Genomic DNA, 26498 nt, shown 5'->3' with positions numbered 1-26498 from the left:
CTATGAATCGATTCGATAAGACAAGAAGCGTTATTCCAGTACTAGGTTTGTTTCTCGCCATGCTCGTTTTTCTGAGTTCGTGTGAGCAAAATAAATACGAGCCCAATACAAGCGTGGCTCCTGGCGGTGGTACCGTAACGACCTATAAATCGTACACACTAACCTCGGCAACCGGCTCAACCGTTTACGGGCGTGTGGTCTTCTACAAGTACAGTGCTTCGGTTACGATGGTGGAAATGGGCCTTTATAATACCGTTTCGGGAACCACCTATTCGTCGGCTATTTACGAAGGCAAGCTTGCCGACAATTCGACCAAGTCGCTCAAAACACTCGACGCCATTAATGGTGCCACCGGAGACTTTGGTACCAGCAAATACTACGTCATAAACGAAGCTGGTTTTTATGACAAGCTAGGCACCTACAACGCGAATGTGAAGATTATGGCGGGCTCCAAACTAATGGCCAGTGGCAACATAGGCAGTAACGCGTCGCCGGTTTCTCAATCACAATAGGTTCGAAACTCTGTTACCATGACAGGCTCCTGCTGGCGAGTGCGTTCAAATAACTGACGCACCCACCAGCAGGAGCTTTTCTGTAGCTGGTCTCACTTGCTACCCTGAAGCGTAAAGTAAAATTATTGTAAGTGTGCGGCAGAAGTTTTCCTTTATCGTTTTGTATAGCTTGTCAATTCGTCGGTCTCTATTTTCTCCCGGTTACGCAATATACCCCGCACGGTTGGGGCTTTCACACCTGCGCCAAGCATCGTTGGGCTACGGAAAACACGCATTTCGTCCCATAAGCCAGCTTCCATAAACGAAGTCAGTACAGCTGCGCCCCCTTCTACCAGCACCGACTGTATTTTACGGAGATAGAGGTCACCGATCAACTGATCCAGTGATTCGGCGAATACATAACTGACATTGGGGTAGTTGGTCGGCACGTTCGTTTGAGAAGCGTGATAGACAAGCGTCGGTTGAGAACCATCGAACAAATGCAGATTGGCGGACAGCACCAGATTCCGGTCCAGTACAACACGAATCGGGTTTTTACCTGCCCACAAGCGCGTATTCAGTCGCGGGTTATCCAGTCGGGCCGTGTTGGTACCAACCAGAATGGCATCTTCCTCACCCCGCCAGCGATGGACCAGCCGATGTGCCAGATCACCGCTTATCTTAACGGGCTTACCGCCTTCTCCGGCAATGAATCCGTCGGTGGTTTCGGCCCATTTCAAGAGTATATAGGGCCGTTTCTGCTCAAAAAACGTAAAGAATCGAGCATTCAGCAAGCGTCCCTCTTCCGCCAGAATACCCGTCTCAACCTGTATCCCGGCCGCCCGTAGTTTCGCAAATCCCTGACCAGACACCAGTGGGTTAGGATCATCGTTACAGCAAACAACCCGTTTCACCCGGTGTTCAATCAACAGATCGGCGCATGGGGGCGTTTTCCCCCAGTGTGAGCAGGGTTCCAGGGTTACGTACACGGTTGCTTCGGCCAGTAAGTGTTTATTTTCGGGATGTACGGCGTTGACCGCGTTGACTTCGGCATGCCAGTCGCCATACTGCTTATGCCAGCCTTCGCCAAGGATGCGCTCCTGACTCCCGGAACCATGCGTGATTACACAGCCAACCATTGGATTTGGGCTTACGTGGCCCCGGCCAAGCGTAGCCAGTTCGAGCGCACGGCGCATAAAACGATCACCAACAGACATATCCATTTCTCAAAGTTAGACAAAGCCAGGTTTCAGGGAAAACTTCCCTATTTTTGGCAAAATTACTAGTCCCGAATCAAATGGCTACTGCCAAACCCTTATACGAACGACTCAGCAAGAATATCATCGCCTATCCGCCCGAAGAAGCGCGGGAAATGGCCTTCATGCTGCTCGACCATTATTTCGGTCTGCGTAAAACCGACGTATTAACCGATAAACCCCTCCCCCCCAACCGTACCGAACCCGACTGGTTTAAAATTCTTGAACGGCTTAACCGGCAGGAGCCCATCCAGCATGTTATTGGTACGACAATTTTCTGCGGACTGGAGTTCGAGGTATCGCCCGATGTGCTGATACCCCGCCCCGAAACCGAGGACCTTGTTCGACTAATCATGCATGATTTTGCCGACCGGGTCGACGATGTTCCCATTCTGGATATTGGTACCGGCAGCGGCTGCATTGCCATTACGATGGCACGCTTCCTGCCTCAGTCGGTAGTGACGGGCTGGGATGTTTCCGAAAAAGCCCTTATGCTGGCCCGCCAAAATGCGGAGCATCTGAAAGCCGATGTCCAGTTTTCGATTCAGGATATTTTAAATGTTCCGGCTGATTTTAGTGAGCGTTTCGACTGTGTGGTGAGCAATCCTCCTTATGTAACCCGTTCTGAGGCTGCCGATATGGACCGAAACGTGCTGAATTACGAACCCGATCTGGCGCTGTTCGTAGAGGATAACGACCCGCTGGTTTTTTACAAGGCGGTGGCTGATTTCTGTGTTCGTCACCTCACCAAAGAGGGAGCCTGCTACGTAGAAATCAACGAACGCTTTGGTGAAGCGACGCGTCAGGTATTCGCCGATCGGGGCTTTACGAAGATTCAGGTATACAAAGATATTCACGGTAAAGACCGCAGCATACGGGCAACATTTTAAACGTAGTCGGTACGTCATGCGACTTTTAGCTTATGCAACCAACCCCTTCATTCACCTACCACACTAAAATCCGCGAAGTATTCAGCGAAATGAGCCAGGTTGTTGTCGGCCAGGACCGGCTCCTCAACCGATTGCTCATTGGGCTGTTTACGGGGGGGCATATTTTGCTCGAAGGGGTGCCGGGTCTGGCCAAAACGCTCACCATAAATACACTGGCTAAAGTACTTGAACTGGATTTCCAACGAATTCAGTTCACGCCCGATCTGCTCCCCGCCGACTTGATTGGCACCATGATCTTCAACCAGAAAACGGCTGAGTTCGAGGTGAAGCAGGGGCCTATTTTTGCGAATCTGATCCTGGCTGATGAAGTTAACCGATCGCCGGCCAAAGTACAGGCGGCCCTGCTCGAAGCCATGCAGGAAAAACAGGTGACGATTGGGGAAGAAACCTTTATTCTCGACCGGCCCTTTCTGGTATTGGCCACCCAAAACCCGGTAGAGCAGGAAGGAACCTACCCCCTTCCCGAAGCCCAGGTGGATCGGTTTATGATGAAAGTCTTTGTGGATTATCTGAGCCGGGAAGACGAAATGGAAGTCATGCGCCGAATGTCGAACATGAATTTCGCCTATGAAGTAAAACCCGTATTGGGAAAAGAAGATCTGGTAGCCATTCGCAATGAAATAAATGCCATTACCATTTCCGAAACCCTTGAGCGGTACATTATAGAACTGGTCTTCGCCACTCGCCGACCGCTGGAGTACAGTCTTCGGGATGAAGCCCGCTACATTCAGTTTGGGGTGTCGCCCCGCGCCAGTATCAACTTAAATCTGGCAGCCAAAGCCCTTGCCTATTTCGACCGGCGCGATTACGTCCTGCCCGAAGACATTAAAGAAGTAGCGCCGGATGTATTCAATCACCGCATCATGCTCAATTACGAAGCGGAGGCTGACGGGGTTACGACTTTGCAAGTCATTGACTCCATCCTGCGTAAAGTAGCCATTGGGCGCTAGGCGTTTGTGAACGTCATACCACCTGTTTTGTGTTTCATACTAAACCCTTTGGGACTTAATTTATGCGGCAAAACAGGTTTTTCTTTTTGATAACCCTTCTTCTGGCGGGTGGTTTATGGACGTATGGAACCTACTTTGCCCCACCCCGTCCACCGCATAAACGCCCACCGGGTACTACCTCGCCCGGTAATCGGCGGGTGGAGAAAACGGACGCCGACTGGAAAGCGATCTTAACACGTTCGGAATACAACGTAACCCGAAAAAGCGGCACCGAATGGCCCAACAGCAGTGACTTGACGCATGAAACGCATGCGGGCGTATACCACTGTGTGTGCTGTAAAAATCCGCTCTTTTCGTCCGGCACCAAATTCGACTCCCACACAGGCTGGCCCAGTTTCTACGCCCCTGTTGTTGCCAACGCCGTTTATAACGAACCGGACGGCAATCGGACGGAAGTGCGCTGCTCGGTTTGCGATGCCCATTTAGGGCACGTTTTCACTGATGGACCAGCGCCAACCGGTTTGCGGTATTGTATGAACGGCGTAGCACTGGCTTTTTCTGCGCAGGCTAAATAACGCGGGGGTAACCAGCGCCTTCAGGAACGGGCAGGCCGGGTTAAGGCTTTCTTCTCCACGGCCCAGACGCTCGAAATAGCTCCCCCCTGCAGCAATGCACCGCCCGTTACATACCAGACTCCGTTTATGTCCTGGTTGATCAGGCTGGTTAGGCCCCAGGTCAGACTGCTCATGGACATAAAAAACAGCACGCCAGCCACGATAATTACCATCCACGCCCGCAGGCTGTGAACGTATTTTGTCTGCTGCGGCAGACCAACTCCAAGTGTAGGAACAGACTTATTCACCTATGTAAAAGTTGAGTGGTTGGTTCGTTGTTTGAGCATACCCTGCAAATCCGTTAACACGGAACATGCCTCCGGAGAGGGCATCAGTAGTACGCCATAAATTACCCCAACTCTAACATAGGTCTACGTTTAGGTGTTGCCAAGTAAAGGTTGCGGAAGGTCTTTTTCAGGCTGCCGAATGCCCTGAATTCGATCTTGAAAAGTTCTTCCGCACAGCCTTAGAAACGATGCCAGTATAGACTTAGGCCAACAAACAGGACCAGCCCTATTTGTAAAGCGGTTAAGATGTAGATATCATTTGTCTGCCCTCTCGACTCTTCAAGTAGTTCCTCGCCTACCGTGAGCTGTAAGCTCGCTAACTCGTTGAGTGTCTGTACCGTCTGACCGAAAGCCGTGCTGGCCCTACGAGCGATCTGAAGTTGCTGGTCTTTGGATAACGAAGTAAACTTTGTAGCCAGGTCAACTTCCAGCCGGTCATACACGCTTAACTGACGCTTGAACAACCGGAGCTGGTCAGCTTCTTTAACCGTTAATTTCGTTCGGCCAAACTCCGTTAGCAGCGAGTCCGTCCGACGGTTGAACTGATCCATATTTGATCCGCCCAGACCGACATCGGGCTTACCCTTGGTTAGAAGCTGCGTTTCGAGCAGCATCCGCTTTCCATAGACCGTTGACATCAGATTAACGAGAATCGCCGTTGGTACCAGCCGATCTTTATAGATGGATACCGAGTCTTCCTGAATCTTATAGGTGTTACGTCGGCTCAGGAAAATGCTCGTCAGAATTAAGCCAAGCAAGCTGATGACCAACAGGCCGGAACGTAAGGGATTATAATGAGTCTGCGACATAGTCTTAAACCTCGTTCTTATTGATTGCCTCCAGACACCGGCTGAACGGGTAACCGCTCAACGGCAACAGAGGCCGACTGGGTGGTGGATCGGATTACATTAGTCTGTTGGGCTTTGTAATTCCGCACGGCCACATCCATTTCCGGCGTGTGGGGTAACGTTACCCCACCGGCGGGTACATTGCCCGGTACTGGCTGTTTGTAATTGGCAATTGGCCCCTGACTGAAGCCGGGCGCACGAACCACAATTCCCGATTCACTCTTCCAGAACTCAGCAGTTTTTGCTTTGTTCGGATGTTTATAATTATGTGTTGAATAAGTAGGGTCGTTGCGTAGTTTTCGATCGTCCTGAGCCGAAGCCGTTGAGATTAAAAAGCTGCTAAAAGCGAAGATAATTAGGTACGTTTTCATGATTTCTCTTGTTTTTACGTCAACCAGGCTGAATTGATACTTTATAAAACCATCTCCTGGTTGACATGACAAAGGTGATGCACCCGAGTTAGGCAGGAGTTAGAACCAGATTAGAACAGCATTAGAAAATTAACACGCCAACTAAACGGGGGAAGTTCGAGTTGACTATACGTTACGCGTACACCATACTACTCAACCAGAAACGTTAACATGAAAATCCTTTTAGTTGAAGACGAAGAGCGATTAGCCTCTTTTATCCGAAAAGGTATATCGGCCGAAGGCTATGAAGTTGAAGTGGCTCATGATGGCAATACGGGCCTGTCGTTATTTCGCCGGGAAATTTATGATATTATTATTCTGGATGTCAATCTGCCGCAAATGAATGGCTTCGACCTGTGTCGACACATCCGGTCGGAGAATGAGGCCGTCCCCGTACTGATGCTGACGGCGCTGGATAGCATGGCCGATAAGTCGGATGGCTTCAACGCCGGGGCCGACGACTACCTGGCTAAGCCCTTTGAGTTTCAGGAATTACTGCTACGACTCAGGGCATTAACACGCCGGATCGGCTCCCGGCCAAAGCCCATCCTCAGACTGGCCGATCTGGAATTGAATCTGGATACGAAAGCCGTAACACGGGCGGGCAAACGCATCGACCTGACCACCCGCGAGTACGCCCTGGTCGAATACATGATGCTTAACAAAGGAAAAATCATTTCGCGGGTAGACATTGGCGAACGGGTCTGGAGTCTCAACTTCGATAATAACAGCAACGTTATCGACGTGTATATCAGCTACCTGCGTAAAAAGATTGACAAAGGTTATTCGCCCAAATTACTGCATACCATTGTCGGCATGGGATACGTTCTCCGGGAAGATTAGTGATTGGTGATTGGTTAGTCGTTAATAACTAATGACCAATCACTATTAACCACTAACCAATAACCCCTAACCAGCCACCAAGTCTGTGCTTATTCGAAACCGCCTGACCATTATTTTTACGTTACTGGCTACAGCCATCCAGCTTACGCTGTCGCTGCTGGTATTGTATTTTTATTCGTTGTACCGTCAGGAGGAGTTTTACAGTCGGCTGGAGTCAAAAGCCCGCGTGGCTGGCCGGGTACTGATTTCCCGTCGGCATTTACACGACGACTTCTTCAAGAACATGGTGCGTACCGACCTCCTCACGATTGTAGAGGAGCAGATCAGCATTTACGATAGCCGCCACAATCTGGTCTTCACTAATCGGACTCTGAAAGAATCGGATTATTACAAAGAGAAAATACCCCTGCTGGCTGCTGACCCGCTGTCGGAATTTAGAAGCGGCCATATCGAATCCATCGCAATACCCTACCAGGATCGTGGACAATTGTTTTACATTTTTGCCTCTGGCTATGACCGGATCGGTCTGGCAAAACTGGGTACACTACAAAAAATTATGCTGTTGGCCAACTTGCTGGGCTTTACGTTGATTGTACTGGCTGGCTGGTATTTCTCCGGGCGGGTGCTGAATCCCATTTCTCAGATTGTAGATGAAGTGGAGCAGATTACCGCCACCCAGTTGTACAAGCGGGTAAACGAAGGAAATCGGCAGGATGAAATCGCCCAACTCGCTATGACGTTCAACCAGATGCTTTTTCGGCTGGAAGATGCCTTCGTTTCCCAGCGCAGTTTTGTGGCTCATGCTTCTCACGAACTGCGTACTCCCCTCACGAACACCCTGGGTACGCTGGAAACCTCCCTACGCTACGACCACGACCCGGCCGACTGGCGCGACAGTATGGAAGTCGCTATCCAGGAACTGAAAAAAGTAATCGCCCTGACAAATGGTTTACTCGGTTTAGCCAAAGTCACGGATGGAACCATTGCCTTAACGTCCGTTCAGGTGGACGACTGCCTGCTTACCGCCATTGGACAGGTACAAACCAAATATCCCGGTCGGAGTTTGCCACTTCAATTCATGACGGGCGACGAAGCTTCATTCACTGTAAAAGGCAGCACCACCTTGCTGACAACGGCTTTTCTGAACGTTCTTGATAATGCATGCAAGTACTCCAGCGAAGAGGTAGCCGTTGAACTTCAGGCGAAGGAAGCGCAAATCACCGTGATCGTCACCGACCAGGGGTGCGGTATTTCCGCCACGGATGCCGCTCACATTTTTGATCCGCTTTATCGGGGAGAAAATGTAGAAGGAGTGCCCGGGTATGGTATTGGTCTGGCCGTAACCCAAAAAATCATTGACTTACACCAGGGCACGCTCGATATTAACTCCGTTGTGAACCAGGGCACCATCGTTACAATCACCTTACCCGGTCAGGTATAAGTTGTATTAGCTATTCATACTATTCTAGGGTCCTTAATAAATCTATGGTGTTGGTTCTCAAACCTGAGACCACAAAACACCCACCTAAATCTATATATTAATAAATAAGTATACTTTTTAATGGTTTTTAAATTTGGCTCATTGGAATACAAAATAGTATAATTTTAATAATACATACTGACATTAATTCATATACCCTTAAAATTAATCATATAATATTCTGATAGACAATGCAATGTACCAATCGGCAGTAATTAATATCAATAAGCTCTTGGATAATTTTAATGCATTCTAATTTCCTTCTCACACCGTTTTAATGTCATGGGGCTTGATTTGTACTGAAGTACAAAGGATACAAGTTATGCAACGCCGAAACTTCCCCTCGATTTTGCTCTATGGTTTTGGACTGGCTCTGGCTCTTTCGCTGGGATTCAATGGCTTTTTGCTGTATGAGCAAAGCCAACGTCTGGGCCTTTACGAATACGAATCAGGCTACACCGCTCATCCGATCGATCTCGTGGCCTGGCAGCAGCAACTCTCCGATTGCAAACGAGCCAACGAGCAGAAAGACAGCCTGATTAGCCGTTTGGAGCAGGGGCCTGCTACACCGCCGGGACAGGCGGCCATTGTTAGCCACATGTCTTCGCGATAGTGCCAGCCAGGCCCTAAAAATTTTCAAAAATAGGTTCGTGTAAAAATAAAATTAGTATGAAAACAAACCCCATTCTCATGAGCTTGTTCGCCGTTTTTGCTGCTTTTAGCATTACGGGCTGTTCATCAAATGCAGAAGAAAAGAAAGAAGAGGAAATCAAATTCCTGGTTACAAGTCCTTTACAGAAAGATACCCTGGCTACCAAAGACTACGTGTGTCAGGTCCATGCCATCCAGCACATTGAGGTAAGGGCGTTGGAAAAGGGCTACCTGCAGAAGATTTTTGTGGATGAAGGGCAGTTTGTAAAACAAGGGCAACTCATGTTCCGGATCATGCCTATGATCTACAATGCCGAACTGCAAAAATCGCAGGCCGAAGCTAATTATGTAGGTATCGAACTCCAGAATACCAAGCGACTGGCCGATAGCAACATTGTATCGAAAAACGAGCTGGCACTGGCCAGAGCCAAGTTCGATAAGGCAAACGCCGATGTAACACTGGCGAAAACACATTTGCAGTTTACCGAAATCCGAGCCCCGTTCAGTGGCATCATGGACCATTTTCAGGTACGGCTGGGTAGCCTTGTCGATGATGGTGATTTGCTAACGACCCTGTCCGACAACAGCAAAATGTGGGTGTATTTCAACGTGCCGGAAGCCGAGTACCTCGACTACAAAACCCACCACGACGACAACATGAAACACGTGAAACTGGTGATGGCCAACAACGAACTGTTCGACCAGCCCGGCGAAGTGCAGACCATTGAAGCCGACTTTAACAACGAAACGGGTAACATCGCTTTCCGGGCCACCTTCCCCAATCCCAAAGGTCTCCTGCGGCATGGCGAAACCGGCAGCGTTCGCATGACGGTACCCTTGAAAAACGCCCTGATCATCCCCCAGAAAGCCACCTTCGAAGTTCTCGAAAAGAAGTATGTGTATGTGGTAGATAAGAACAACACGATCCGGTCGAGGGAGATCACGATAGCCGCTGAAATGCCGCACATCTTTGTCGTTCAGTCTGGTTTGAACAAAGGCGATAAGATCCTGCTGGAAGGCTTACGTCAGGTGAAGGAAAACGAGAAGATCCACTACAATTTCGTGCAACCTGCCTCTGTCATCTCGAATCTGAGTCTGTACGCCGAGTAATCAACTAGTCTAAAACGGAGAAGACATGTTCAATAAATTCATACGTAGACCTGTATTCGCTATCGTGATCTCGATCATGATCGTGTTTATCGGTGTACTGGCTATCAAGAGCTTACCCATTTCTCAGTTCCCTGATATTGCCCCCACCACAGTAAACATATTCATTGCGTATCCCGGAGCCAGTGCTGATGTGCTCGTTAAATCCACGCTGATTACGCTGGAACAGGCGATCAACGGTGTTCAGGATATGCGCTACATTGCAACGGATGCAACCAGTGCCGGTGAGGCCACGCTCCGGATCATTTTTGAGCCGGGAACAGACCCCAACGACGCCGTGATCAGGGTAAAGACCAGGGTAGACCAGGTTATGCCCCTGCTACCCGAACTGGTACAGCGCGAGGGGGTTATTATTACGCCTATTCAGCCGAGTATGCTGATGTACGTCAACCTCTATTCAAAAGAAAAGAGCATTGACGAAAAATTCCTGTTCAACTACGCTACCGTTAAAATGATCCCTGAAATTCAGCGGACAAGAGGGGTAGCAAGGGCGCAGATTCTGGGTAGCCGCCGGTACGCCATGCGCGTTTGGCTCAACCCCGAGCGCATGCGGGCCTACAATATTTCGGTCGAAGAAGTGATGAAGGCCATTGGCGAGCAGAGTATCATTGGTCGGCCGGGCCGGATTGGGCAAAGCTCTGGTATAGCCGCCCAGTCGCTGGAATATGTACTTACCTACAAAGGCCGTTACAACAAGCCGGAAGAGTATGAAGGCATTATTATTCGAGCCAATGCCGCCGGTGAAAGTATCCACCTGAAGGACATTGCCCGCGTGGAGTTAGGCAGCGAATTCTTCGACATCTACTCCAATCTGGATGGCAACCCATCGGCCGCTATCGTGTTGCGGCAAAACTATGGCAGTAACGCCAGTGATGTTATTGACGAAGTAAAAGAGAAGCTCGAAGTAATGAAAGCTTCTTTCCCGCCGGGGGTTGGCTATAAGATCAGTTACGACGTATCCAACTTCCTGGACGCATCGATCGAGCAGGTAATTGATACCCTGCGCGATGCATTTTTGCTGGTGGCTCTGGTTGTATTTATCTTCCTGGGCGACTGGCGGTCTACCCTGATTCCAATCCTCGCGGTTCCGGTATCGTTGATCGGTGCGTTCTTCGTGATTCAGGCATTTGGACTTTCCATTAACCTGATTACGCTCTTCGCGCTGGTACTGGCCATTGGTATTGTGGTCGATGATGCCATCGTGGTCGTGGAAGCGGTACACGCCAAGATGGAAGAAGAACCGCATTTAACGCCGTTCAGGGCCGTTCAGAAAGTGCTTGGTGAGATCAGTGGCGCTATTATCGCCATTACCCTTGTGATGGTATCGGTGTTCCTGCCCATTTCGTTCATGTCAGGTCCGGTGGGTACGTTTTATCGACAGTTCTCCATTACCATGGCCAGTTCCATTGTGATTTCGGCACTGATCGCCCTGACGCTGACGCCTGTATTGTGTGCCATGCTGCTGAAAAACCATCATGGTCATCCGCCCAAGAAAAACCCGCTGACCCGCGCGCTCGACAGTTTCAACCGGGGATTCGATAAAATGACCGGCTGGTACGTTGGCTTGCTGAAATTAATTGTCAGCCGCCGATTCGTTACGTTCGCCGTCCTGGTGGGTTTCTGTGCGGGTATTGTCGTTGTGAATAAGATTTTACCCGCAGGCTTCATCCCGAACGAAGACCAGAGTACGATTTACGCCATTATCCAGACGCCACCGGGCTCGACGCTGGAAAAAACCAACGAGGTATCCCGACGGCTTCAGAAGATTTGCGAAGAGGTTCCGGGCATCGAATCGGTATCGTCGCTGGCTGGTTACGAAATCATGACAGAAGGCCGGGGTTCCAACGCCGGTACCTGTCTGATCAACCTGAAAAGCTGGGGGGATCGCGATAAGAACGTGAAGGAGATCATGGAAGAACTGGAGGAGAAATCCAGAAACCTCGGCGCAACGGTCGAATTCTTCGAGCCACCGGCTATTCCTGGTTTTGGTACATCGGGTGGTTTTTCGATGCGTCTGCTCGACAAAACGACCGATACGGACTACAGCGAGTTCGACAAGATTAACAAGCAGTTCATGGAAAACCTGGGCAAGCGGAAAGAGCTTTCGGGCTTGTTTACCTTCTTTGCCGCTAACTATCCGCAGTATGAACTGGAAATCGACAATAAGCTGGCCATGCAGAAGGGCGTGTCTATCGGCAAAGCGATGGACAACCTCAACATCATGATCGGTAGTACGTACGAGCAAGGCTTTATCAAGTACAACCAGTTCTTTAAAGTGTACGTGCAGTCGGACCCCAGCTTCCGGCGGCTTCCAACCGATCTGCTCAAGCTTTTTGTCAAGAACGATGCGGGCGAAATGGTGCCGTACTCGGCCTTTATGCACCTGAAAAAAGGGCAGGGACCCAACGAGATCACCCGATTCAATTTGTACAATTCGGCCGCTATTCAGGGGCTTCCGGCCAAAGGATACACCACCGCCGACGCCATTCAGGCCATCCGGGAAGTAGCCGCCAAGACGCTGCCAAAAGGGTACGACATCGCGTTTGAAGGTCTTTCGTACGACGAGTCGATCCGGGGTAATGAGTCACTGTATGTGTTCCTGATCGTACTGTCCTTCGTCTACTTTGTGCTGGCCGCTCAGTACGAAAGCTTCATTATTCCGCTGGCGGTCGTCTTCTCGCTGCCGGTGGGGGTATTTGGTTCCTTCCTGGTGCTGAAGATGATGGGACTTGAAAACAACATCTACGCGCAGATCGGCTTGATCATGCTGGTGGGTCTGTTGGGTAAAAACGCCGTACTGATCGTGGAGTTTGCCGTTCAAAAGCGACAGCAGGGCGAAACGATCCTGAACGCAGCCATCGAAGGGGCCAGAGTTCGTTTTCGACCCATTCTGATGACCTCGTTCGCCTTTGTGGCCGGTCTGATACCGCTGATCAGCGCAACAGGAGCGGGTGCTATCGGTAACCGAACCATTGGTGCATCGGCCCTGGGCGGTATGTTGTTCGGAACCATTTTCGGGGTCATTATCATCCCAGGCTTGTACTACATATTTGGCAGTTTAGCCGATGGGCGGAAGATGATTAAAGATGAAGAGGCTGATTCACTGACCGAAAATCTGGTCCATCAATTAGACGCTTTTCCTGTAACTGAAGAAAGCACGAACCATGTTTAAAGCACGCATTTATATAGGACTGGGGATTACCTGCATGACGTTAGCCATAACGTCATGCAAGACCCCGGCATTGGTTACAAGAACCGAAAACAGAGTCGTTCCCACCAGTTTTAATACAGGTCAGGATACGCTCAACACAGGTAGAGCGAGCTGGCGGGAATTTTTCACCGACCCGAATCTGGCCGCCCTGATTGATACAGCCCTCGGAAACAACCAGGAACTGAACATTTCATCGCAGGAAATTCAGATTGCCCAGAACGAGATACGAACCAGAACTGGAGAGTATCTACCATTTGTGGGTTTACAGGCGGGAGCGGGTGTCGATAAAGTAGGACGTTATACCCGATCGGGAGCCATTGAGGAGAGTACGGAAATCCGGCCCGGCCACAATTTTCCCAACCCCCTGCCCGATTTTCTGTTATCGGCCAATGCCTCCTGGCAGGTCGATATCTGGAATAAGCTGCACAACGCCAAACGGGCAGCCGCCATCCGGTATTTGTCGTCCATAGAAGGGCGTAATTTTACCCTCACGAACCTGGTTTCGGAAATCGCCAACTCGTATTACGAATTATTGGGGCTCGATAGCCAGTTGGATATCGTCAAGCGAAACATCGATATTCAGACCAATGCCCTGTCCATTGTTCGGATTGAGAAAGAATCGGCCAAGGTGACGGAACTGGCCGTACGTCGATTTGAAGCGCAGGTGCTTCGTACCCAGAGTCTTCAATTTGATATTCAGCAGCGGATTACGGAAACGGAGAACCACATTAATTTTCTGGTAGGCCGTTTCCCACAGCCTGTTCAGCGGACGACGCAGGACTTCAACACGATAATACCGGAAGTCATGCATGCCGGTGTTCCCACACAACTCTTGCAGAATCGGCCGGATATTCGTCGGGCTGAGCGGGAACTGGAAGCTGCCAGGCTGGATGTTCAGGTGGCGAGAGCTAATTTTCTTCCATCGCTGGACCTGTCGGCAGCTGTTGGTTTCAACTCCTACAAGCCCACGCTGTTGTTAACGCCCGAATCATTTCTGTATTCGCTGGTTGGCGGTTTCGTTCGACCATTGGTTAACCGAAATTCCATTAAAGCCATGTATTACAGCGCCAATGCACGGCAGATCCAGGCGGTTTACAATTACGAACGGACTATTTTAAATGCCTACATTGAAGTGGCCAATCAGTTATCCAATATCAACAACCTGCAAAAGAGCTACGATTTAAAGGCAAGGCAGGTGGATGCGCTGATTCAGTCGACCAATATTTCGAATACGCTCTTTAAATCAGCCAGAGCCGACTATATGGAAGTGTTGCTGACCCAACGCGATGCGCTGGAATCCAGATTCGATTTGGTTGAAACGAAAGTGCAACAACTCAATGCCATGGTCAATACGTACCGGGCACTGGGTGGCGGCTGGAAGTAAAGGGAGTACCGGAAACGGGGTGATTTAAACGCCATATATTAAAGATATGGCGTTTAAATCACCCCGTTTCCGGTATATAAAGACGTTAAAACTGAAAGTAAATAAACTGGTTGGAGGAAAATACCCCAAATAGATAGGTGACGAACGAAATCAGGCCAAACAGCACAGCAAAGCGGATCGTGTTACGAGTCGGGATGGTGAGGTAAAATTGCTCTTTCAGCAAAAGGAACACGATCAGGAACAGGCTGAACCACATCTCTACCGAATTTAGCGGACTATTGATGGTATCCCCCAGCGATGCCGTTGGTATCCGTTTCAGGATCAGGAAGGCGTCGGCCAGGCTGCGTGCCCGGAAAAACACCCACGTTAACATGATCAGCGTGAACGTAATCAACACGTTGACTACTACCCGTACGGGCGATTTGCGACTCTGTTTATCATTTACCGGCGAGGTGACCAGACTTGGTGGCGTACTCGAAAAGCCCATTCTTGCCAGTAGCTTATCCCGCAAAACGGCCAGAATCTGGTAAAGACCGTTCAGTCCGCCCCAAATCACATACGTCCAGTTGGGGCCGTGCCAGAGCCCACTGGCCAAAAAGACGATGAGCATGTTGAGATACTGCCGAAACTCCCCTTTCCGGTTTCCGCCCAGTGGTATGTACAGGTAATCGCGAAACCAGGTCGACAGCGAAATATGCCACCGACGCCAGAACTCAGAGATCGACTGAGCGATGTACGGCGTTCGAAAGTTGTCCATCAGGGTAAACCCCATAACCCGGGCAGCCCCAATGGCCACGTCGGAATACCCCGAAAAATCGCAGTAAATCTGGAACGTATAAAAGAAGGTGGCAATCAGTAGCGTCAACCCATTCTGCTGCGCCGGATTGGCATAGGCGTGATCGACGAGCATGGCCAGTCGATCCGCAATGACGAGTTTCTTGAAAAGCCCGAACGCCATTTGCATCAGACCCGCTTTCACCTTCTCGACATCGTATTTGAAGTAATCGTGAAACTGCCAGAGCACATTCTGCGGCCGTTCGATGGGTCCCGCTACCAGTTGCGGGTAAAACATGACATACAAGGCGTAGATGCCAAAGTGTTTCTCGGCTTTCTGGTTGCCCCGGTACACTTCAATGGTGTAACTCATGGCCTGAAACGTGTGAAACGACAGTCCGATGGGCAGTATGCTCATGTTGTCTTTGTAAGACGAAATACCGCTCTGTCCAAATACATGCAGGACTTTCACGAACACCCGGTTTACCAGTTCCGTCACCGATTCGGCAACGCCGGGCATACTCAACTTCTCGAACAGCAGGGAAATATTTTCGGTAAAAAAGCCGAGGTATTTAAAGAAGGCCAGAATGCCAAGGTTCGAAATAAGCGACAGAATCAGCAGCCAGCGTCGTGACTTACCCCTCGATCGCTCAATCCAGATTCCCGCAACGTAATCAATCACAATGGTGAGAAAGAGAATCAGGATATAAGCAGGCTGAAAAACCATGTAGAAGTAGCAACTGGCTACCAATAACAAGATCCATCGCCCCTGCCACTTCAAACTAAAGTAACCGAGGGTAACAACCGTAAAAAAAAGTAAAAACTGTAGTGAATTAAAAAGCATTGGTTGATGAGTAAGTCGGCAAGACGCTCTAGCATCTCGCCAACTCCGTTAATATACCTTCTCGACCTTCTCGACAAAATCCTGAAACTGGCGCGCCGGGATGAACTGGGGCTGCGTACGGTAAGACAGAACAATGAAGACCAGCAACAGCGAGATCAGGAAGGCCTGTAAGATAACGATCAGGAAAGAGAACACTAAATAATTGGCCCAGCCCGGCACGGCTGTATCGGTAAACAACCGCAGGGCAACTACCATACCGATACCGGATATAGATATCACCACCATAATAACGCAAAACAACGCCAGGCGTACGGCGGTGGTATCCATGAGGACCGAAACTGCACTCAGGCCATGCAGCACCAGCGAAACAAAATTCATCTTGGATTCGCCCGCCAGCCTACGTCCCCGCTCCAGCGGTACGGCGGTATAGGGTAAGCGGGAACGGATAACGCCACCAGGGTAGTTGTTCCAGATTTCGGAAACATGCGTCAGCTTGCGCAACTGCTGGGCAGGCACCAGACTGAAGTTACCAAACGTAATGACTTTTCCGGTAAGCAGTTGAAAGACTCGTTTATAAACTTCGTAGAACAGGCGAAAGACGAGACTTTCGTGTCGTTTGGCCCGGTGCGCAAAGACAATCCGGTTGGGGTTGCCCACGCCGGTTTTTATCAGCTCCGGAATATCCTCAGGCCGGTCTTCACCGTCGGAGTCCATGACAATCGTTGGGTACTGCTCGGGTAAGGACGCCAGATGCGAAAGACCAAGGGCTATGGCTTTCTGGTGGCCGACATTCCGGAATAATCGAAGAATTGACAGCGACTGCCCAATACCGGTGGGTAAGGTTTCGTAATTTGCCGAGGAGCAATCGTCCACAATAAGAAAGTCCAATCGGCGAACTAACGTATCCTCGTTTACCGCCTGAATACGCTCTAATAAAAGTCCGAGCGCCTGCCAGTCATTAAAGAGCGGAATGACGACATTGATGCGGTCGGGATAGCTGGCTAGCGTTTTATCCAATGTTATCAGGGTTCACAACAATGATAAATGATTTACAAAAAAAGCTACTGGGGCGCTGTGGCCGACGAATTGGCCGAGTACAGACCGGGCAACGGTTGACGCTGCTTCTCCCGGATTACGTCCCTGACCACATAAAGTGGTCGACCTTTTGACTGAAAGAATATGCGTAACACGTATTCGCCAATCAACCCCAGTGCAATGAGTTGTACGCCACTAAAGAGTACAATGACAAACAACAGGGCCGTAAATCCCTGTGGTACGTCATGATAAATAAATCGTTTAATCAGCGTCTGGATCAGGTAGATGACGGCAATCCCGATGGTGAACATACCCAGGCGGGTAATAATCTTAACGGGAAATTCGCTGAAATTGAAGATGCCATTGTAGGCCAGTCCTTTCAACATGCTGAATGAATATTTCGACTCACCAGCCAATCGCGCATCCCGTTCGTATTCGATACCGATCTGCCGGAACCCGATCCAGCTGCGCATGCCCCGGATAAACCGGCTTTCTTCCGGCATTTGGTTCAGCACATCGGCCACCCGGCGGCTGATCAGCGAAAAATCACCACTATCCAGCGGCATGTCGACGTACGAAATCGACCGAACCAGCCGATAGAACGACGCATAGGCCATTCGTTTGAACCAGCTCTCTTTGCGTTTTTTCCGCACTGCGTAAACAACATCATAGCCCTCCTGGTACTTCTCAAAAAATTCGTTGAGCAGTTCGGGGGGGTCCTGTAAATCGCCGTCTATGATAAACAGGGCTTCGGTGGCGCAGGCAGCAGCAATACCTGCCGACAGGGCAATCTGATGGCCGTAATTTCTCGATAAAAAAACACAGTGATACCGGCTGTCGGTCAGGGCAAGTTGTTGCATCAAAACAGCCGTATTATCGCGGCTCCCATCATCAATCAATACCACTTCAATTGTACGGGGAGATGTATCCATTACGGCATTCAGCCGTTCGACAAGACGCGGAAACGACTCGGTTTCGTTGTACAATGGAGCAACAATAGAAATCTGCGGATTCAACAAAACAAATAAAGTTGGAACAGTGTCAAACTGGGCAAAAGTAAACCTTTTCGTACGAAAACCCGCCAACGTCTATCTTACAGCCCACCAGTGACATCGACAAATTGACTGTCTAGCCTTCGAAACGGGTTACGTTCGATACGTCTGGTAGATTCTAAACAGCTCGTACCACATCTTGAAAACATAGCCTGAACTAATTCGCGAATCACTCTGCTCAATCCATTGGCGCAGCGGATACTCGGCTACATGCGCCAGTACCTCGGGGCGGCCATGTTTCCGGATGAGCCGGGCCAGTAGTTCAACGTCAAAGAGCCAGGGACTGATAAATGACTCCTCAAACAATCCAGTCACGGTAGCGCGCCGGAATAATTTGGCTCCGCACTGCGAGTCGTAAACGGGTAGCCTTAGAATATTACTGATGATTGTAGCAATAACGCGGCCAACATAATGCCGAAACGGGTCTCGACGGATATCTACACCCAGAAATTTTATGCGTGACCCCATCACCATATCCAGCGCCCGGTTGGCATCCAGCACGGCAGCCAGGTCGGTAATGGCCGTTAAGGGTGTGGCCAGATCGGCATCCAGAAAGCCCAGGTAATCGAACGACTGGCTGGCACAATGCAACATACCAGCCCGCACAGCCCCCGCTTTCCCCTGATTTTGAGGAAGAATTAACGCATCGATGCAGTCAGGATACCGGGCCTTCATCGCGGTCAGTACGGTCTGGGTAGCATCGGTACTGCCGTCGTCGACAAAGCAAAAGTTCACATTTTCTGTCTGCTGTACATACGAAAGAAACGCATCGACCGGCAACCGGGTAGCTTCGTTATAACAGGGGACAATAATACAGACAGACGACATAAAACCTTTAGCGATTGGCAGTTAGAGTGGAGTCAAGGACAAGTGCCTTATGGCCGTAATAGCCCGATTGGCAACGATTCCACCAATGCGTACGGTCGGGCTTAACGTCCTCCACAAACAAACTGGGAGGATACACACTGATGGGCCGGAGCCGAACCGTATCGGCCGAGGTCAGTAATTGCTGATGCCGCTCGGTCATTTCGCGGTCGTACGTAGCGGCCCGGCCACTTAGCCAATCGGCATACAACTGGTTAACGGCGCTGCTGGCTCCTACGCTTCCAATCAGCCAGATGCCCGTCAGGAACCACACGGGGGCGGGCCATTTCTGAGCGATTGTGAGGCTACGCCCCCGCCGGTCGAGCCAGCCCACCCACACCGTTGCGACATAAAACCAGCCAAGTACAAAGAATACGAACAGGATATTCATCGTTCGCGCATAGGGAGCAATGCCCAGCCCGTAATAAGAGGGGAAAATCATAGCCGCTAGTAAGCCCAGATATACGACGGTTAGCAATCCCGCCGGAACCATGAATAAATCGCGAACCGGACTTCCCTGCCGGGTTGCCCGCCTGGCCAGGGTAACAAACAGGAGTGTAAACGGCAGAATGGGCGTTTTCAGCAGCCAAAACGCTATTGAACGGGCTAACCAGCTAAATGACCGGGCAATTGACGGGAACAGTTCACCGGCTTTAGCCTCATTGCTTCCCATGCGAATGGCATTCCCCGGTGCCTGGAATAATACCCAGGCCGACACAAAGGATACCAGCACCAGCCACATCATGAGTGGATCGACCTTTCGAAGAAACACCAACCGATAGCCCGTAATGGCCAATAACAGTAAAATCAGCAATACCAGATTTGTTTCGCCGGAGCCAATGATGGCAAATACCAAAAAGCTGGCCCATACGGTGGTGAGCCATTTTATGGGGCCATTCGGCAATCTATTGTATCCTATAAGGACAGCGATCAGGTAGATCGTCAGGATGGTAGGAACCGTATAGGTAGCAATCGCAGCTGTCCAGAAAAATGCCTCAACTGTGCTTTGAAGGGATAACACCACCAAAAAGAAGAGCAGACAAGTGGCTGTCACTCTGTTTATCAGCGACTCAGTCCGCAGTAATTCACTGACCAATGCGTAAATGGCTCCTACCAAAGCCGTAGCCATCAAGGCGGGGATGAACCGATACCCATCATACCAGCCCCAGACAAGCGGACTGCCGTGAACCAGCATATTGGAAAAATAACGCCCTGTCCACCCGTCATAATAGAATTTCTGTGCCTGCCAGAAACCATATTTTAACGCCGTATCGGCAAAACAGTAATCATCGGCGGCTGATGGGTGGTTGTGGAACGAAAGTAATACCAACGGCAGGTAAGCCACCAGAAATAAGAGAATAACGATTACGGTCGCCAACCGGTCAATAAGCGGATGTTTCATGTAGTAGTATTCGCAGGCATACTCAAGTTAACGACTCCAGTTTTCTGCCTTCTGTTTTAATGTAGGTCAATTTCCAGATCGCCCCCGGTGGGCGTTGTGGTTGCAGGCTTTTGACGGTTGAAGAACGGATACGTCAACACGGCCAGCAAAATGACCAGCGTACCAATATAAAATCCTGACGTCATGTGTTCGGTATCACCAAAGATCAGAACGGCCAGTAAAATACCATATACCGGCTCCAAATTTACTGTTAATATGGCCAGATAGGGCGAAAACTTACGCAACAGGCTAACCCCAACGGTATAGGCGTACACCGTACATACCAACGACAGCACCAGCAGCCAAAGCCACTGCATGGGCATTTGGGGTATATATTGAACCCCACTGCCTACCGACCCATCGAATTGCTGCACCGCCAGCCATAGTACGACAGCACTGAACAGAGCACCCGCCATTTCGTAAAAAGAAATTACCAGCGCATCATACTTATGCGTGAACCGGCTGTTGATAATTGTGAACAGTGAGGATAGCATAGCCGAACTAACGGCCACCGCCAACCCAATTACCTTATCGAACTCAAATCGGAAAATCAGGTACAGACCGGCCATGACAACAGCCCCTAACGCAACCTCAACCAAACGAACCCGCCGACGCAGTAGTAAGGGCTCCAGCACACTCGCCCAAAGCGAACTCGTTGCCATACCCGCCAGACACACAGATACATTAGACAGCCGGGCGGCCAGAAAAAACAACACCCAGTGCAAACCAATCAGACAACCGGTTGCGAGTAACCGCCAGCGATCCGTCGACGAAACCTGGATGGATTGCCGCCGAACGAACAGTACAACACTCATGCCAAGAACGGCCAGCAACGTCCGAAACAAAACAACCGCCGACGAGTCGAGCGGTACCAGCAGTTTACCCAGAATGGCGGTGAATCCCCAGATCAGCACAATGAAATGGAGTTGGAAATAATCTGTTAATGAAGCTTTTTTTTGCATAGGATTGAGGAACGATGAGCGGGGACGGAGAAGCCATTCGGCAGAAAGCAAACTAAAGGCTCCTCAGTCTCCGCTCTTCACTCCTATTACCTTGGAATCGTATTATACAGCAATACGCCGATAGCCGCAAAAATAGCGTTTGGCAGCCAGACCGCCACTATCGGATTCAGATTCCCGGACTCAGCGATGCCCTTCGCCAGCATAAAGAACAGCAGGTACGTAAAGGCCAGGAAGAACCCCAGCGCCACCTGCCAGCCTACCCCCCGCCGACTTTTCCGAGCCGACATGATTACCCCAATGACCGTCAGGATGATGATGGCGAAAGGACGGGTATCCCGGCTGTATTTCTCAAGCAGATACGTTTCCACGCCATCGGCCCCCCGGCTTTGCAGTAACTCGATGTGGTCATTTAACTCCGGACGGGTCAGGGTTTCGTACAGGTTGAAATCCGAGCTAAAATCGTCCGGTTTCAGGTTGAGTGTGGTATCAATGCGGGCACCAGGGGTAAGGGTTTCCTGTAGCCCATTAATGGTGCGTATTTTATAGTCATACACCGTCCATTTTTTCTTTTTAGCATCCCACTCAATATGGTCGGCGGAGAGTTTCTGCTTGAGTTGATTGCCCTCTACCCGTTCCATGGTAAACTTATATCCCGTATTAGTCTGGTTGTTATAACTCTCCAGATACGCATAGGTATTGGGCGCAATCTTCAGGTGAACATTCCGTCCCGAGTAGTTATAGGCATCGTTGATGTATTTTATCTCAAAGGCAATGCGGGTTTTATTTGCCTTGGGAATTACGTAGTTCACCATGAAATAGGTGGCCACGGCCAGTACGGTAGCGCCTAAAACATAGGGTAACAACAGCCTGACAAAACTAACGCCACTACTCAGGATGGCAATGATTTCGGTGCGGGCCGCCAGCCGGGAGGTTAGAAAAACAGTGGCAATGAACACCATCAGCGGACTGATGTAATTGGCCCAGTAGGGAATGAAATTGAGGTAGTAATTGAACAGGATTTCATTGCCCGGAGCATGGGTTTTATGAAAATTATCCACCTTTTCGGTGTAGTCAATCATAACCACCACAAGCACAATCACCATCACCACAAAGATGTAGGTTTGCAGAAAGCGCTTGAGAATATAGGCGTCTAAGAGTTTCATAAAAAAGTTGGTAAGTCAAATAAGTTCGTAAGTGCTACCACTCGCTTAATTCACTAATAAATTTCGGGCTACCTCGTGGCTGATAAATACGGAGCGACCGCTTGCAATTTGCACCAGCACCGATTTATCGAAGGCGTTGATTTCATTGACCGTTACCACACAGCCAAGTGTTAACTGCGAATGATCGAGGTGTTTAAGAAACTCGGTAGAGTGTTCAAGAACAGCCATTAGGCATACCCCCTCCCCGGCCTCCACTTCCGATAGTTTTCGATAGCCGGTTTCGGGCATCTTTCCGGCAGGAGTTGGAATCGGATCGCCGTGCGGATCAAACTGCGGATAGCCCAGATATGTATCTAAACGGGTTACCAGTTCTTCTGATCGAATATGCTCCAACTCCTCGGCTATTTCGTGGACTTCATCCCAGCCGAAACCAAGCTTCTGAACCAGAAAAACTTCCCAAAGACGATGCCGACGGATAATCTGCAACGCCAGCCGTTCGCCTTCGTCCGTTAACCGTACGCCCTGGTATTTTTTATAATGGATTAACTGTTTATCAGCCAGTTTACGCAACATATCTGTCACCGAGGCTGCTTTCGTCGCTGTCATTTCTGCCAGGGCATTCGTGCTGACTTCTCCCTGCCGACGGTTAGCCAGGTAATAGATGGTCTTCAGGTAATTTTCTTCAGTGAATGAGTGCATGAACAAGACGGCTGCTTACCCACAACGGTGGAATAAACGAAAACAGTTTACCTACAAAGGTAGTTTTTATGTTAAACTTTCTAAAAATTTAGGGTAGTCTAAATTTTTATTTCAACAATCCTTATCTTTGATCCGTTATATGTTTGCTCAGTTGATTGAGGATGTTTTGATAATTGGTTCCGATGAGCCCAATTTATTGAACAGTAAGGTGCAACAAATAGTAGTAAGCAGGTAACAGAAACGATGGAAGCTACGAATACGTCGATGAAAGGCTGGCGACAGGAGAACACCACAAATTCACTGTCCGACGTACATAGTTCAGTCCATGTGCCCGTAGGCGCGGGCTTTTTCAAGACCTTACGGGCGTATGCAGGCCCCGGACTAATGGTTGCGGTTGGCTACATGGACCCCGGCAACTGGGCTACGGATATAGCTGGTGGAGCACGATACGGGTATAAACTCCTGTCGGTCGTCCTGATCTCCAACTTATTTGCCATTCTGCTTCAGCATTTATCGCTCAAACTCGGTATTGCCACCGGACGTGACCTCGCGCAGGCCTGCCGGGACAACTTCAGCCAGCCCGTTGCCATTGGGCTGTGGCTGCTGGCTGAAATTGCCATTGCCGCAACGGATCTGGCCGAAGTGATTGGCTCGGCCATTGCGCTGAATCTGTTGTTCGGTTTACCGTTAACGATTGGTATTTTACTGACAGCGCTGGATGTGCTCCTGCTTTTATATTTACAGAACAAGGGATTCCAGTTACTGGAACGGGTTGTAGCCAGCCTAATTTTCCTCATTGTCGGCTGTTTTGGCTACGAATTAATCGTATCCCGACCCGATCTAGCCAGTGTGGCGGGGGGCTTGCTTCCACGTACTGAAATCATCACCAATCCGGGTATGCTCTACATTGCCATTGGTATTTTAGGCGCTACCGTTATGCCCCACAATTTGTACCTGCACTCCAGTATCGTACAAACCCGCGATTTTGGCCGCACGGATGCGGGTCGGCAATCGGCTATCAAGTTTGCCACAATCGACTCTACCGTTTCGTTGTTTCTGGCATTTTTCATCAATGCCGCCATCCTGATCTTATCGGCTTCTGCCTTTCACTTTTCGGGCAACCAGCAAGTGGCCGACATTACCGATGCCCACCGGCTGCTCGACCCGATTTTGGGGGTGAAACTGGCGGGGATTCTGTTTGCTGTTGCCTTGCTGGCGTCGGGTCAGAACTCAACCCTTACCGGCACTCTCGCCGGGCAAATTGTGATGGAAGGCTTTGTGAACCTTCGGGTCAAGCCCTGGCTGCGTCGGCTGATTACCCGGCTGGTAGCTATCGTTCCCGCTTTGGTTGTGGCTATCCTGTACGGTGAACATGGGACCAGCGAATTACTCGTGTTCAGTCAGGTTATCCTTTCTCTTCAACTAAGCTTTGCCGTTGTGCCGCTGGTAGCCTTCACGAACGACAAAGCGAAAATGGGGCGTTTCGTAAATCCAGTCTGGATAAAAGGGCTATCCTGGCTGGTCACCGTACTGATCATCGGATTGAACGCGTATCTGTTGTGGGATACAGTTCTGAAAGCGTTTAGTTGAGGTTGTTTTAGGCACCGTCCTCAGACAAGGCTTATTCATAAAATGCCGGTTAGTGAGAGCCTTGGAGCTTCTCACTGATCCTGTAAATTTGATGCCGGTGTTGTTCTTCCCGGTTGCCAAATTCAGTTACGGATATATACAAATCGGCGGTTGGTTCATGCGAGGTACTTATCAGACGTACTTTATTCCTAGTACCGTCAAACTCGATTACCCGCGTCCAGGAATTACCACCATCTTTCGAGTACATCAATAAACTTCTGGCCTCGGCAGAGAGGCAGCTGTAGGAACATGCCCAAACCTCGTTCCCTGAGGATGATTTCCTTGTTACCATATTCATAACCGGGCTACGGCGGTACGGATCGGGCAAGACCCGTTTATCATACAGCTTGCCATCGGTTGTTGAAACGATAAAATTGGTTCCTGCCAGATAATCACTACCCAGCAAAACCTCTTTCTCTGTCTCAGCCATGGACGTATACCCACCCATTTGATGGTGGTACTTATTAATCAGGCACCACCCGTCTGTGATCCGGCTACTTTTTCTATCCAGACGGATTAGCGATTTATTTAGCCATAGCTGTTTTTTGTTGTCACCATCTGTCAACAACAAGGCTTTGAGAAGCCTAGAGTACTTCAGCAGGTGAATATGTTTATTAACCCCTTGCTGGATTAGAAAATCAGATGTTTTCCAGGTATCCCCTCCATCTGTCGAGATATACAGGAAGGCTAAATTTTTCCATGTTTTATCCCGCCATAAAGAGCCATATTCTCCAATCACAAGGGTTTGATCCGGTAACTCCGACATACCGTTGTTAAATAGAAAATAACTTATAGACGTTGAAAGTTGTAAAACTTGCACAAACGAAAACCCTTGATCATGACTCTTATAAAGTGTACCGTTTGTACAAACAAAGAGCACGTTACACCGATTGATATAAATCGATTTGATGGGTTGCTGAAAGTCATAAACAGCACTAGCCGACTGACTATGGTCATCACTTCTATATAAGATAGTCAATGAGGAAAATCGACACCCCCAGAGAACGCTATCTGTGCCCCAAAAGCAATATTTCCAGTCGACCCCTACTAACTGGCAATCGATCTTCTGATTGTTAAGCCCTAATTGGATAGGCATAAGGCCCCCAAGTAAATCTGTCTCTGTAGCTACCAACGAACCTACTGTTTCTGTAAATTTTACGTATCTGCGGTTGATCTGATAGAAACGCAATTGATACATAACCTCCCACAAAACAAATGAAATGGCTTCCATTAGTTTGCCAACTCTGTAGATGTCTAGCAGAAATGCATAGCCGTGTTTCAGGCTGTGAAAGCCTGGCTGATGTAATTTTGAGAAGTATTTTGATGAGATGTCCACGGTGGCTATAATTTGATTGCCTAAAAGAACTTTGTTTCAGGTATACATAGGAGGTGCTATGAAAAGGTGAGTGGCTCTCCATCGATTTTCAAACAAATCAAGCTTTATGCGATGTTTTAAGCCGCCGTACTAGGGCGATGATGCTTTTCAGAGGGGA

24 protein-coding genes are annotated in these 26498 nt (G+C 49.5%); 11 read left to right on the top strand and 13 right to left on the bottom strand.

Annotated features, from left to right (window positions below):
• Positions 1 to 2 precede the first annotated feature (2 nt).
• Positions 3 to 512 carry a hypothetical protein gene (locus tag CRO74_RS03895; protein WP_097124671.1) on the top strand — a complete coding sequence of 170 codons (510 nt, stop codon included), beginning with the start codon at positions 3 to 5 and terminating at the stop codon, positions 510 to 512.
• Between the two features lie 152 nt (positions 513 to 664).
• Here the strand turns inward: CRO74_RS03895 and ribD are convergent, their stop codons facing one another.
• Entirely contained in the window at positions 665 to 1708 is a 1044-nt protein-coding gene (gene ribD / locus CRO74_RS03890) for a bifunctional diaminohydroxyphosphoribosylaminopyrimidine deaminase/5-amino-6-(5-phosphoribosylamino)uracil reductase RibD (RefSeq protein ID WP_097126002.1), read from the bottom strand.
• Between the two features lie 80 nt (positions 1709 to 1788).
• Here ribD and prmC point away from each other — a divergent pair, with 80 nt between their 5' ends.
• From prmC to msrB, 3 genes are all read left to right on the top strand, one after another.
• The gene (gene prmC / locus CRO74_RS03885) at positions 1789 to 2637 is read left to right on the top strand and encodes a peptide chain release factor N(5)-glutamine methyltransferase (protein ID WP_097124670.1); all 849 of its coding nucleotides are present in this window, start codon (positions 1789 to 1791) and stop codon (positions 2635 to 2637) included.
• Positions 2638 to 2669: 32 nt separating this feature from the next.
• Complete coding sequence (locus CRO74_RS03880; RefSeq protein ID WP_097124669.1) at positions 2670 to 3647, top strand: AAA family ATPase; 978 nt, start codon at positions 2670 to 2672, stop codon at positions 3645 to 3647.
• Between the two features lie 62 nt (positions 3648 to 3709).
• Positions 3710 to 4222 (top strand): peptide-methionine (R)-S-oxide reductase MsrB, encoded by a 513-nt coding sequence (gene msrB / locus CRO74_RS03875; protein ID WP_097124668.1) that lies wholly within the window; start codon positions 3710 to 3712, stop codon positions 4220 to 4222.
• Between the two features lie 20 nt (positions 4223 to 4242).
• Here msrB and CRO74_RS03870 read toward each other — a convergent pair whose 3' ends face one another.
• From CRO74_RS03870 to CRO74_RS03860, 3 genes are all read right to left on the bottom strand, one after another.
• Entirely contained in the window at positions 4243 to 4509 is a 267-nt protein-coding gene (locus CRO74_RS03870; protein WP_097124667.1) for a hypothetical protein, read from the bottom strand.
• A gap of 218 nt (positions 4510 to 4727) precedes the next feature.
• Complete coding sequence (locus tag CRO74_RS03865) at positions 4728 to 5357, bottom strand: MCP four helix bundle domain-containing protein (protein ID WP_097124666.1); 630 nt, start codon at positions 5355 to 5357, stop codon at positions 4728 to 4730.
• Positions 5358 to 5374: 17 nt separating this feature from the next.
• Entirely contained in the window at positions 5375 to 5767 is a 393-nt protein-coding gene (locus CRO74_RS03860; RefSeq protein ID WP_097124665.1) for a hypothetical protein, read from the bottom strand.
• A 210-nt stretch (positions 5768 to 5977) separates the two neighbouring features.
• Here CRO74_RS03860 and CRO74_RS03855 point away from each other — a divergent pair, with 210 nt between their 5' ends.
• The 6 genes from CRO74_RS03855 (at position 5978) to CRO74_RS03830 (ending at position 14542) form a co-directional block, all read left to right on the top strand.
• Positions 5978 to 6649, top strand: coding sequence for a response regulator transcription factor (locus CRO74_RS03855; RefSeq protein ID WP_097124664.1), 672 nt, complete (start codon positions 5978 to 5980; stop codon positions 6647 to 6649).
• An 85-nt stretch (positions 6650 to 6734) separates the two neighbouring features.
• Positions 6735 to 8090 (top strand): sensor histidine kinase, encoded by a 1356-nt coding sequence (locus CRO74_RS03850; protein WP_097124663.1) that lies wholly within the window; start codon positions 6735 to 6737, stop codon positions 8088 to 8090.
• 361 nt (positions 8091 to 8451) lie between these two features.
• Entirely contained in the window at positions 8452 to 8742 is a 291-nt protein-coding gene (locus CRO74_RS03845; protein ID WP_179830114.1) for a hypothetical protein, read from the top strand.
• Positions 8743 to 8798: 56 nt separating this feature from the next.
• The gene (locus tag CRO74_RS03840; protein ID WP_097124661.1) at positions 8799 to 9890 is read left to right on the top strand and encodes an efflux RND transporter periplasmic adaptor subunit; all 1092 of its coding nucleotides are present in this window, start codon (positions 8799 to 8801) and stop codon (positions 9888 to 9890) included.
• A 25-nt stretch (positions 9891 to 9915) separates the two neighbouring features.
• Complete coding sequence (locus CRO74_RS03835; protein WP_097124660.1) at positions 9916 to 13119, top strand: efflux RND transporter permease subunit; 3204 nt, start codon at positions 9916 to 9918, stop codon at positions 13117 to 13119.
• Positions 13112 to 14542 (top strand): TolC family protein, encoded by a 1431-nt coding sequence (locus CRO74_RS03830; protein ID WP_097124659.1) that lies wholly within the window; start codon positions 13112 to 13114, stop codon positions 14540 to 14542. The genes CRO74_RS03835 and CRO74_RS03830 overlap by 8 nt, the downstream gene beginning before the upstream one ends.
• An 85-nt stretch (positions 14543 to 14627) precedes the next feature.
• Here the strand turns inward: CRO74_RS03830 and CRO74_RS03825 are convergent, their stop codons facing one another.
• From CRO74_RS03825 to CRO74_RS03790, 8 genes are all read right to left on the bottom strand, one after another.
• Positions 14628 to 16160, bottom strand: coding sequence for an MBOAT family O-acyltransferase (locus CRO74_RS03825; RefSeq protein WP_097124658.1), 1533 nt, complete (start codon positions 16158 to 16160; stop codon positions 14628 to 14630).
• A gap of 48 nt (positions 16161 to 16208) precedes the next feature.
• Positions 16209 to 17177, bottom strand: a complete 969-nt coding sequence (locus tag CRO74_RS03820; protein WP_097124657.1) for a glycosyltransferase — start codon at positions 17175 to 17177, stop codon at positions 16209 to 16211.
• Positions 17178 to 17221: 44 nt separating this feature from the next.
• The gene (locus CRO74_RS03815) at positions 17222 to 18214 is read right to left on the bottom strand and encodes a glycosyltransferase family 2 protein (RefSeq protein ID WP_097124656.1); all 993 of its coding nucleotides are present in this window, start codon (positions 18212 to 18214) and stop codon (positions 17222 to 17224) included.
• A 126-nt stretch (positions 18215 to 18340) separates the two neighbouring features.
• On the bottom strand, positions 18341 to 19075 hold the full coding sequence (locus tag CRO74_RS03810) for a glycosyltransferase (RefSeq protein ID WP_097124655.1): 735 nt from the start codon (positions 19073 to 19075) through the stop codon (positions 18341 to 18343).
• A gap of 7 nt (positions 19076 to 19082) precedes the next feature.
• Complete coding sequence (locus tag CRO74_RS03805) at positions 19083 to 20513, bottom strand: DUF6056 family protein (RefSeq protein ID WP_097124654.1); 1431 nt, start codon at positions 20511 to 20513, stop codon at positions 19083 to 19085.
• Positions 20514 to 20569: 56 nt separating this feature from the next.
• Positions 20570 to 21514 carry a DMT family transporter gene (locus tag CRO74_RS03800; RefSeq protein WP_097124653.1) on the bottom strand — a complete coding sequence of 315 codons (945 nt, stop codon included), beginning with the start codon at positions 21512 to 21514 and terminating at the stop codon, positions 20570 to 20572.
• 86 nt (positions 21515 to 21600) lie between these two features.
• Positions 21601 to 22677, bottom strand: a complete 1077-nt coding sequence (locus tag CRO74_RS03795) for an LptF/LptG family permease (protein ID WP_097124652.1) — start codon at positions 22675 to 22677, stop codon at positions 21601 to 21603.
• A gap of 45 nt (positions 22678 to 22722) precedes the next feature.
• Positions 22723 to 23376, bottom strand: a complete 654-nt coding sequence (locus tag CRO74_RS03790) for a metal-dependent transcriptional regulator (protein ID WP_097124651.1) — start codon at positions 23374 to 23376, stop codon at positions 22723 to 22725.
• A gap of 243 nt (positions 23377 to 23619) precedes the next feature.
• Between CRO74_RS03790 and CRO74_RS03785 the strand changes: the two genes are divergently transcribed.
• Positions 23620 to 24966, top strand: a complete 1347-nt coding sequence (locus tag CRO74_RS03785; RefSeq protein ID WP_097124650.1) for an Nramp family divalent metal transporter — start codon at positions 23620 to 23622, stop codon at positions 24964 to 24966.
• Between the two features lie 49 nt (positions 24967 to 25015).
• Here the strand turns inward: CRO74_RS03785 and CRO74_RS03780 are convergent, their stop codons facing one another.
• A complete protein-coding gene (locus CRO74_RS03780) occupies positions 25016 to 26341 on the bottom strand; it encodes a beta propeller repeat protein (RefSeq protein WP_097124649.1) in 1326 nt (441 codons plus the stop codon).
• Positions 26342 to 26498 lie beyond the last annotated feature (157 nt).

Source organism: Spirosoma fluviale (genome assembly GCF_900230225.1).
GTDB classification, from domain to species: domain Bacteria; phylum Bacteroidota; class Bacteroidia; order Cytophagales; family Spirosomataceae; genus Spirosoma; species Spirosoma fluviale.
This window is presented reverse-complemented; position numbering and strand designations above follow the sequence as displayed.

Excerpts from the sequence above, each read along its gene's own strand:
- CRO74_RS03895 (WP_097124671.1), top strand. The coding sequence starts at position 3 with ATGAATCGATTCGATAAGACAAGAAGCGTTATTCCAGTACTAGGTTTG.
- ribD (WP_097126002.1), bottom strand. The coding sequence starts at position 1,708 with ATGTCTGTTGGTGATCGTTTTATGCGCCGTGCGCTCGAACTGGCTACG.
- prmC (WP_097124670.1), top strand. The coding sequence starts at position 1,789 with ATGGCTACTGCCAAACCCTTATACGAACGACTCAGCAAGAATATCATC.
- CRO74_RS03880 (WP_097124669.1), top strand. The coding sequence starts at position 2,670 with ATGCAACCAACCCCTTCATTCACCTACCACACTAAAATCCGCGAAGTA.
- msrB (WP_097124668.1), top strand. The coding sequence starts at position 3,710 with ATGCGGCAAAACAGGTTTTTCTTTTTGATAACCCTTCTTCTGGCGGGT.
- CRO74_RS03865 (WP_097124666.1), bottom strand. The coding sequence starts at position 5,357 with ATGTCGCAGACTCATTATAATCCCTTACGTTCCGGCCTGTTGGTCATC.
- CRO74_RS03860 (WP_097124665.1), bottom strand. The coding sequence starts at position 5,767 with ATGAAAACGTACCTAATTATCTTCGCTTTTAGCAGCTTTTTAATCTCA.
- CRO74_RS03855 (WP_097124664.1), top strand. The coding sequence starts at position 5,978 with ATGAAAATCCTTTTAGTTGAAGACGAAGAGCGATTAGCCTCTTTTATC.
- CRO74_RS03845 (WP_179830114.1), top strand. The coding sequence starts at position 8,452 with ATGCAACGCCGAAACTTCCCCTCGATTTTGCTCTATGGTTTTGGACTG.
- CRO74_RS03840 (WP_097124661.1), top strand. The coding sequence starts at position 8,799 with ATGAAAACAAACCCCATTCTCATGAGCTTGTTCGCCGTTTTTGCTGCT.
- CRO74_RS03835 (WP_097124660.1), top strand. The coding sequence starts at position 9,916 with ATGTTCAATAAATTCATACGTAGACCTGTATTCGCTATCGTGATCTCG.
- CRO74_RS03830 (WP_097124659.1), top strand. The coding sequence starts at position 13,112 with ATGTTTAAAGCACGCATTTATATAGGACTGGGGATTACCTGCATGACG.
- CRO74_RS03825 (WP_097124658.1), bottom strand. The coding sequence starts at position 16,160 with ATGCTTTTTAATTCACTACAGTTTTTACTTTTTTTTACGGTTGTTACC.
- CRO74_RS03810 (WP_097124655.1), bottom strand. The coding sequence starts at position 19,075 with ATGTCGTCTGTCTGTATTATTGTCCCCTGTTATAACGAAGCTACCCGG.
- CRO74_RS03805 (WP_097124654.1), bottom strand. The coding sequence starts at position 20,513 with ATGAAACATCCGCTTATTGACCGGTTGGCGACCGTAATCGTTATTCTC.
- CRO74_RS03800 (WP_097124653.1), bottom strand. The coding sequence starts at position 21,514 with ATGCAAAAAAAAGCTTCATTAACAGATTATTTCCAACTCCATTTCATT.
- CRO74_RS03795 (WP_097124652.1), bottom strand. The coding sequence starts at position 22,677 with ATGAAACTCTTAGACGCCTATATTCTCAAGCGCTTTCTGCAAACCTAC.
- CRO74_RS03790 (WP_097124651.1), bottom strand. The coding sequence starts at position 23,376 with ATGCACTCATTCACTGAAGAAAATTACCTGAAGACCATCTATTACCTG.
- CRO74_RS03785 (WP_097124650.1), top strand. The coding sequence starts at position 23,620 with ATGGAAGCTACGAATACGTCGATGAAAGGCTGGCGACAGGAGAACACC.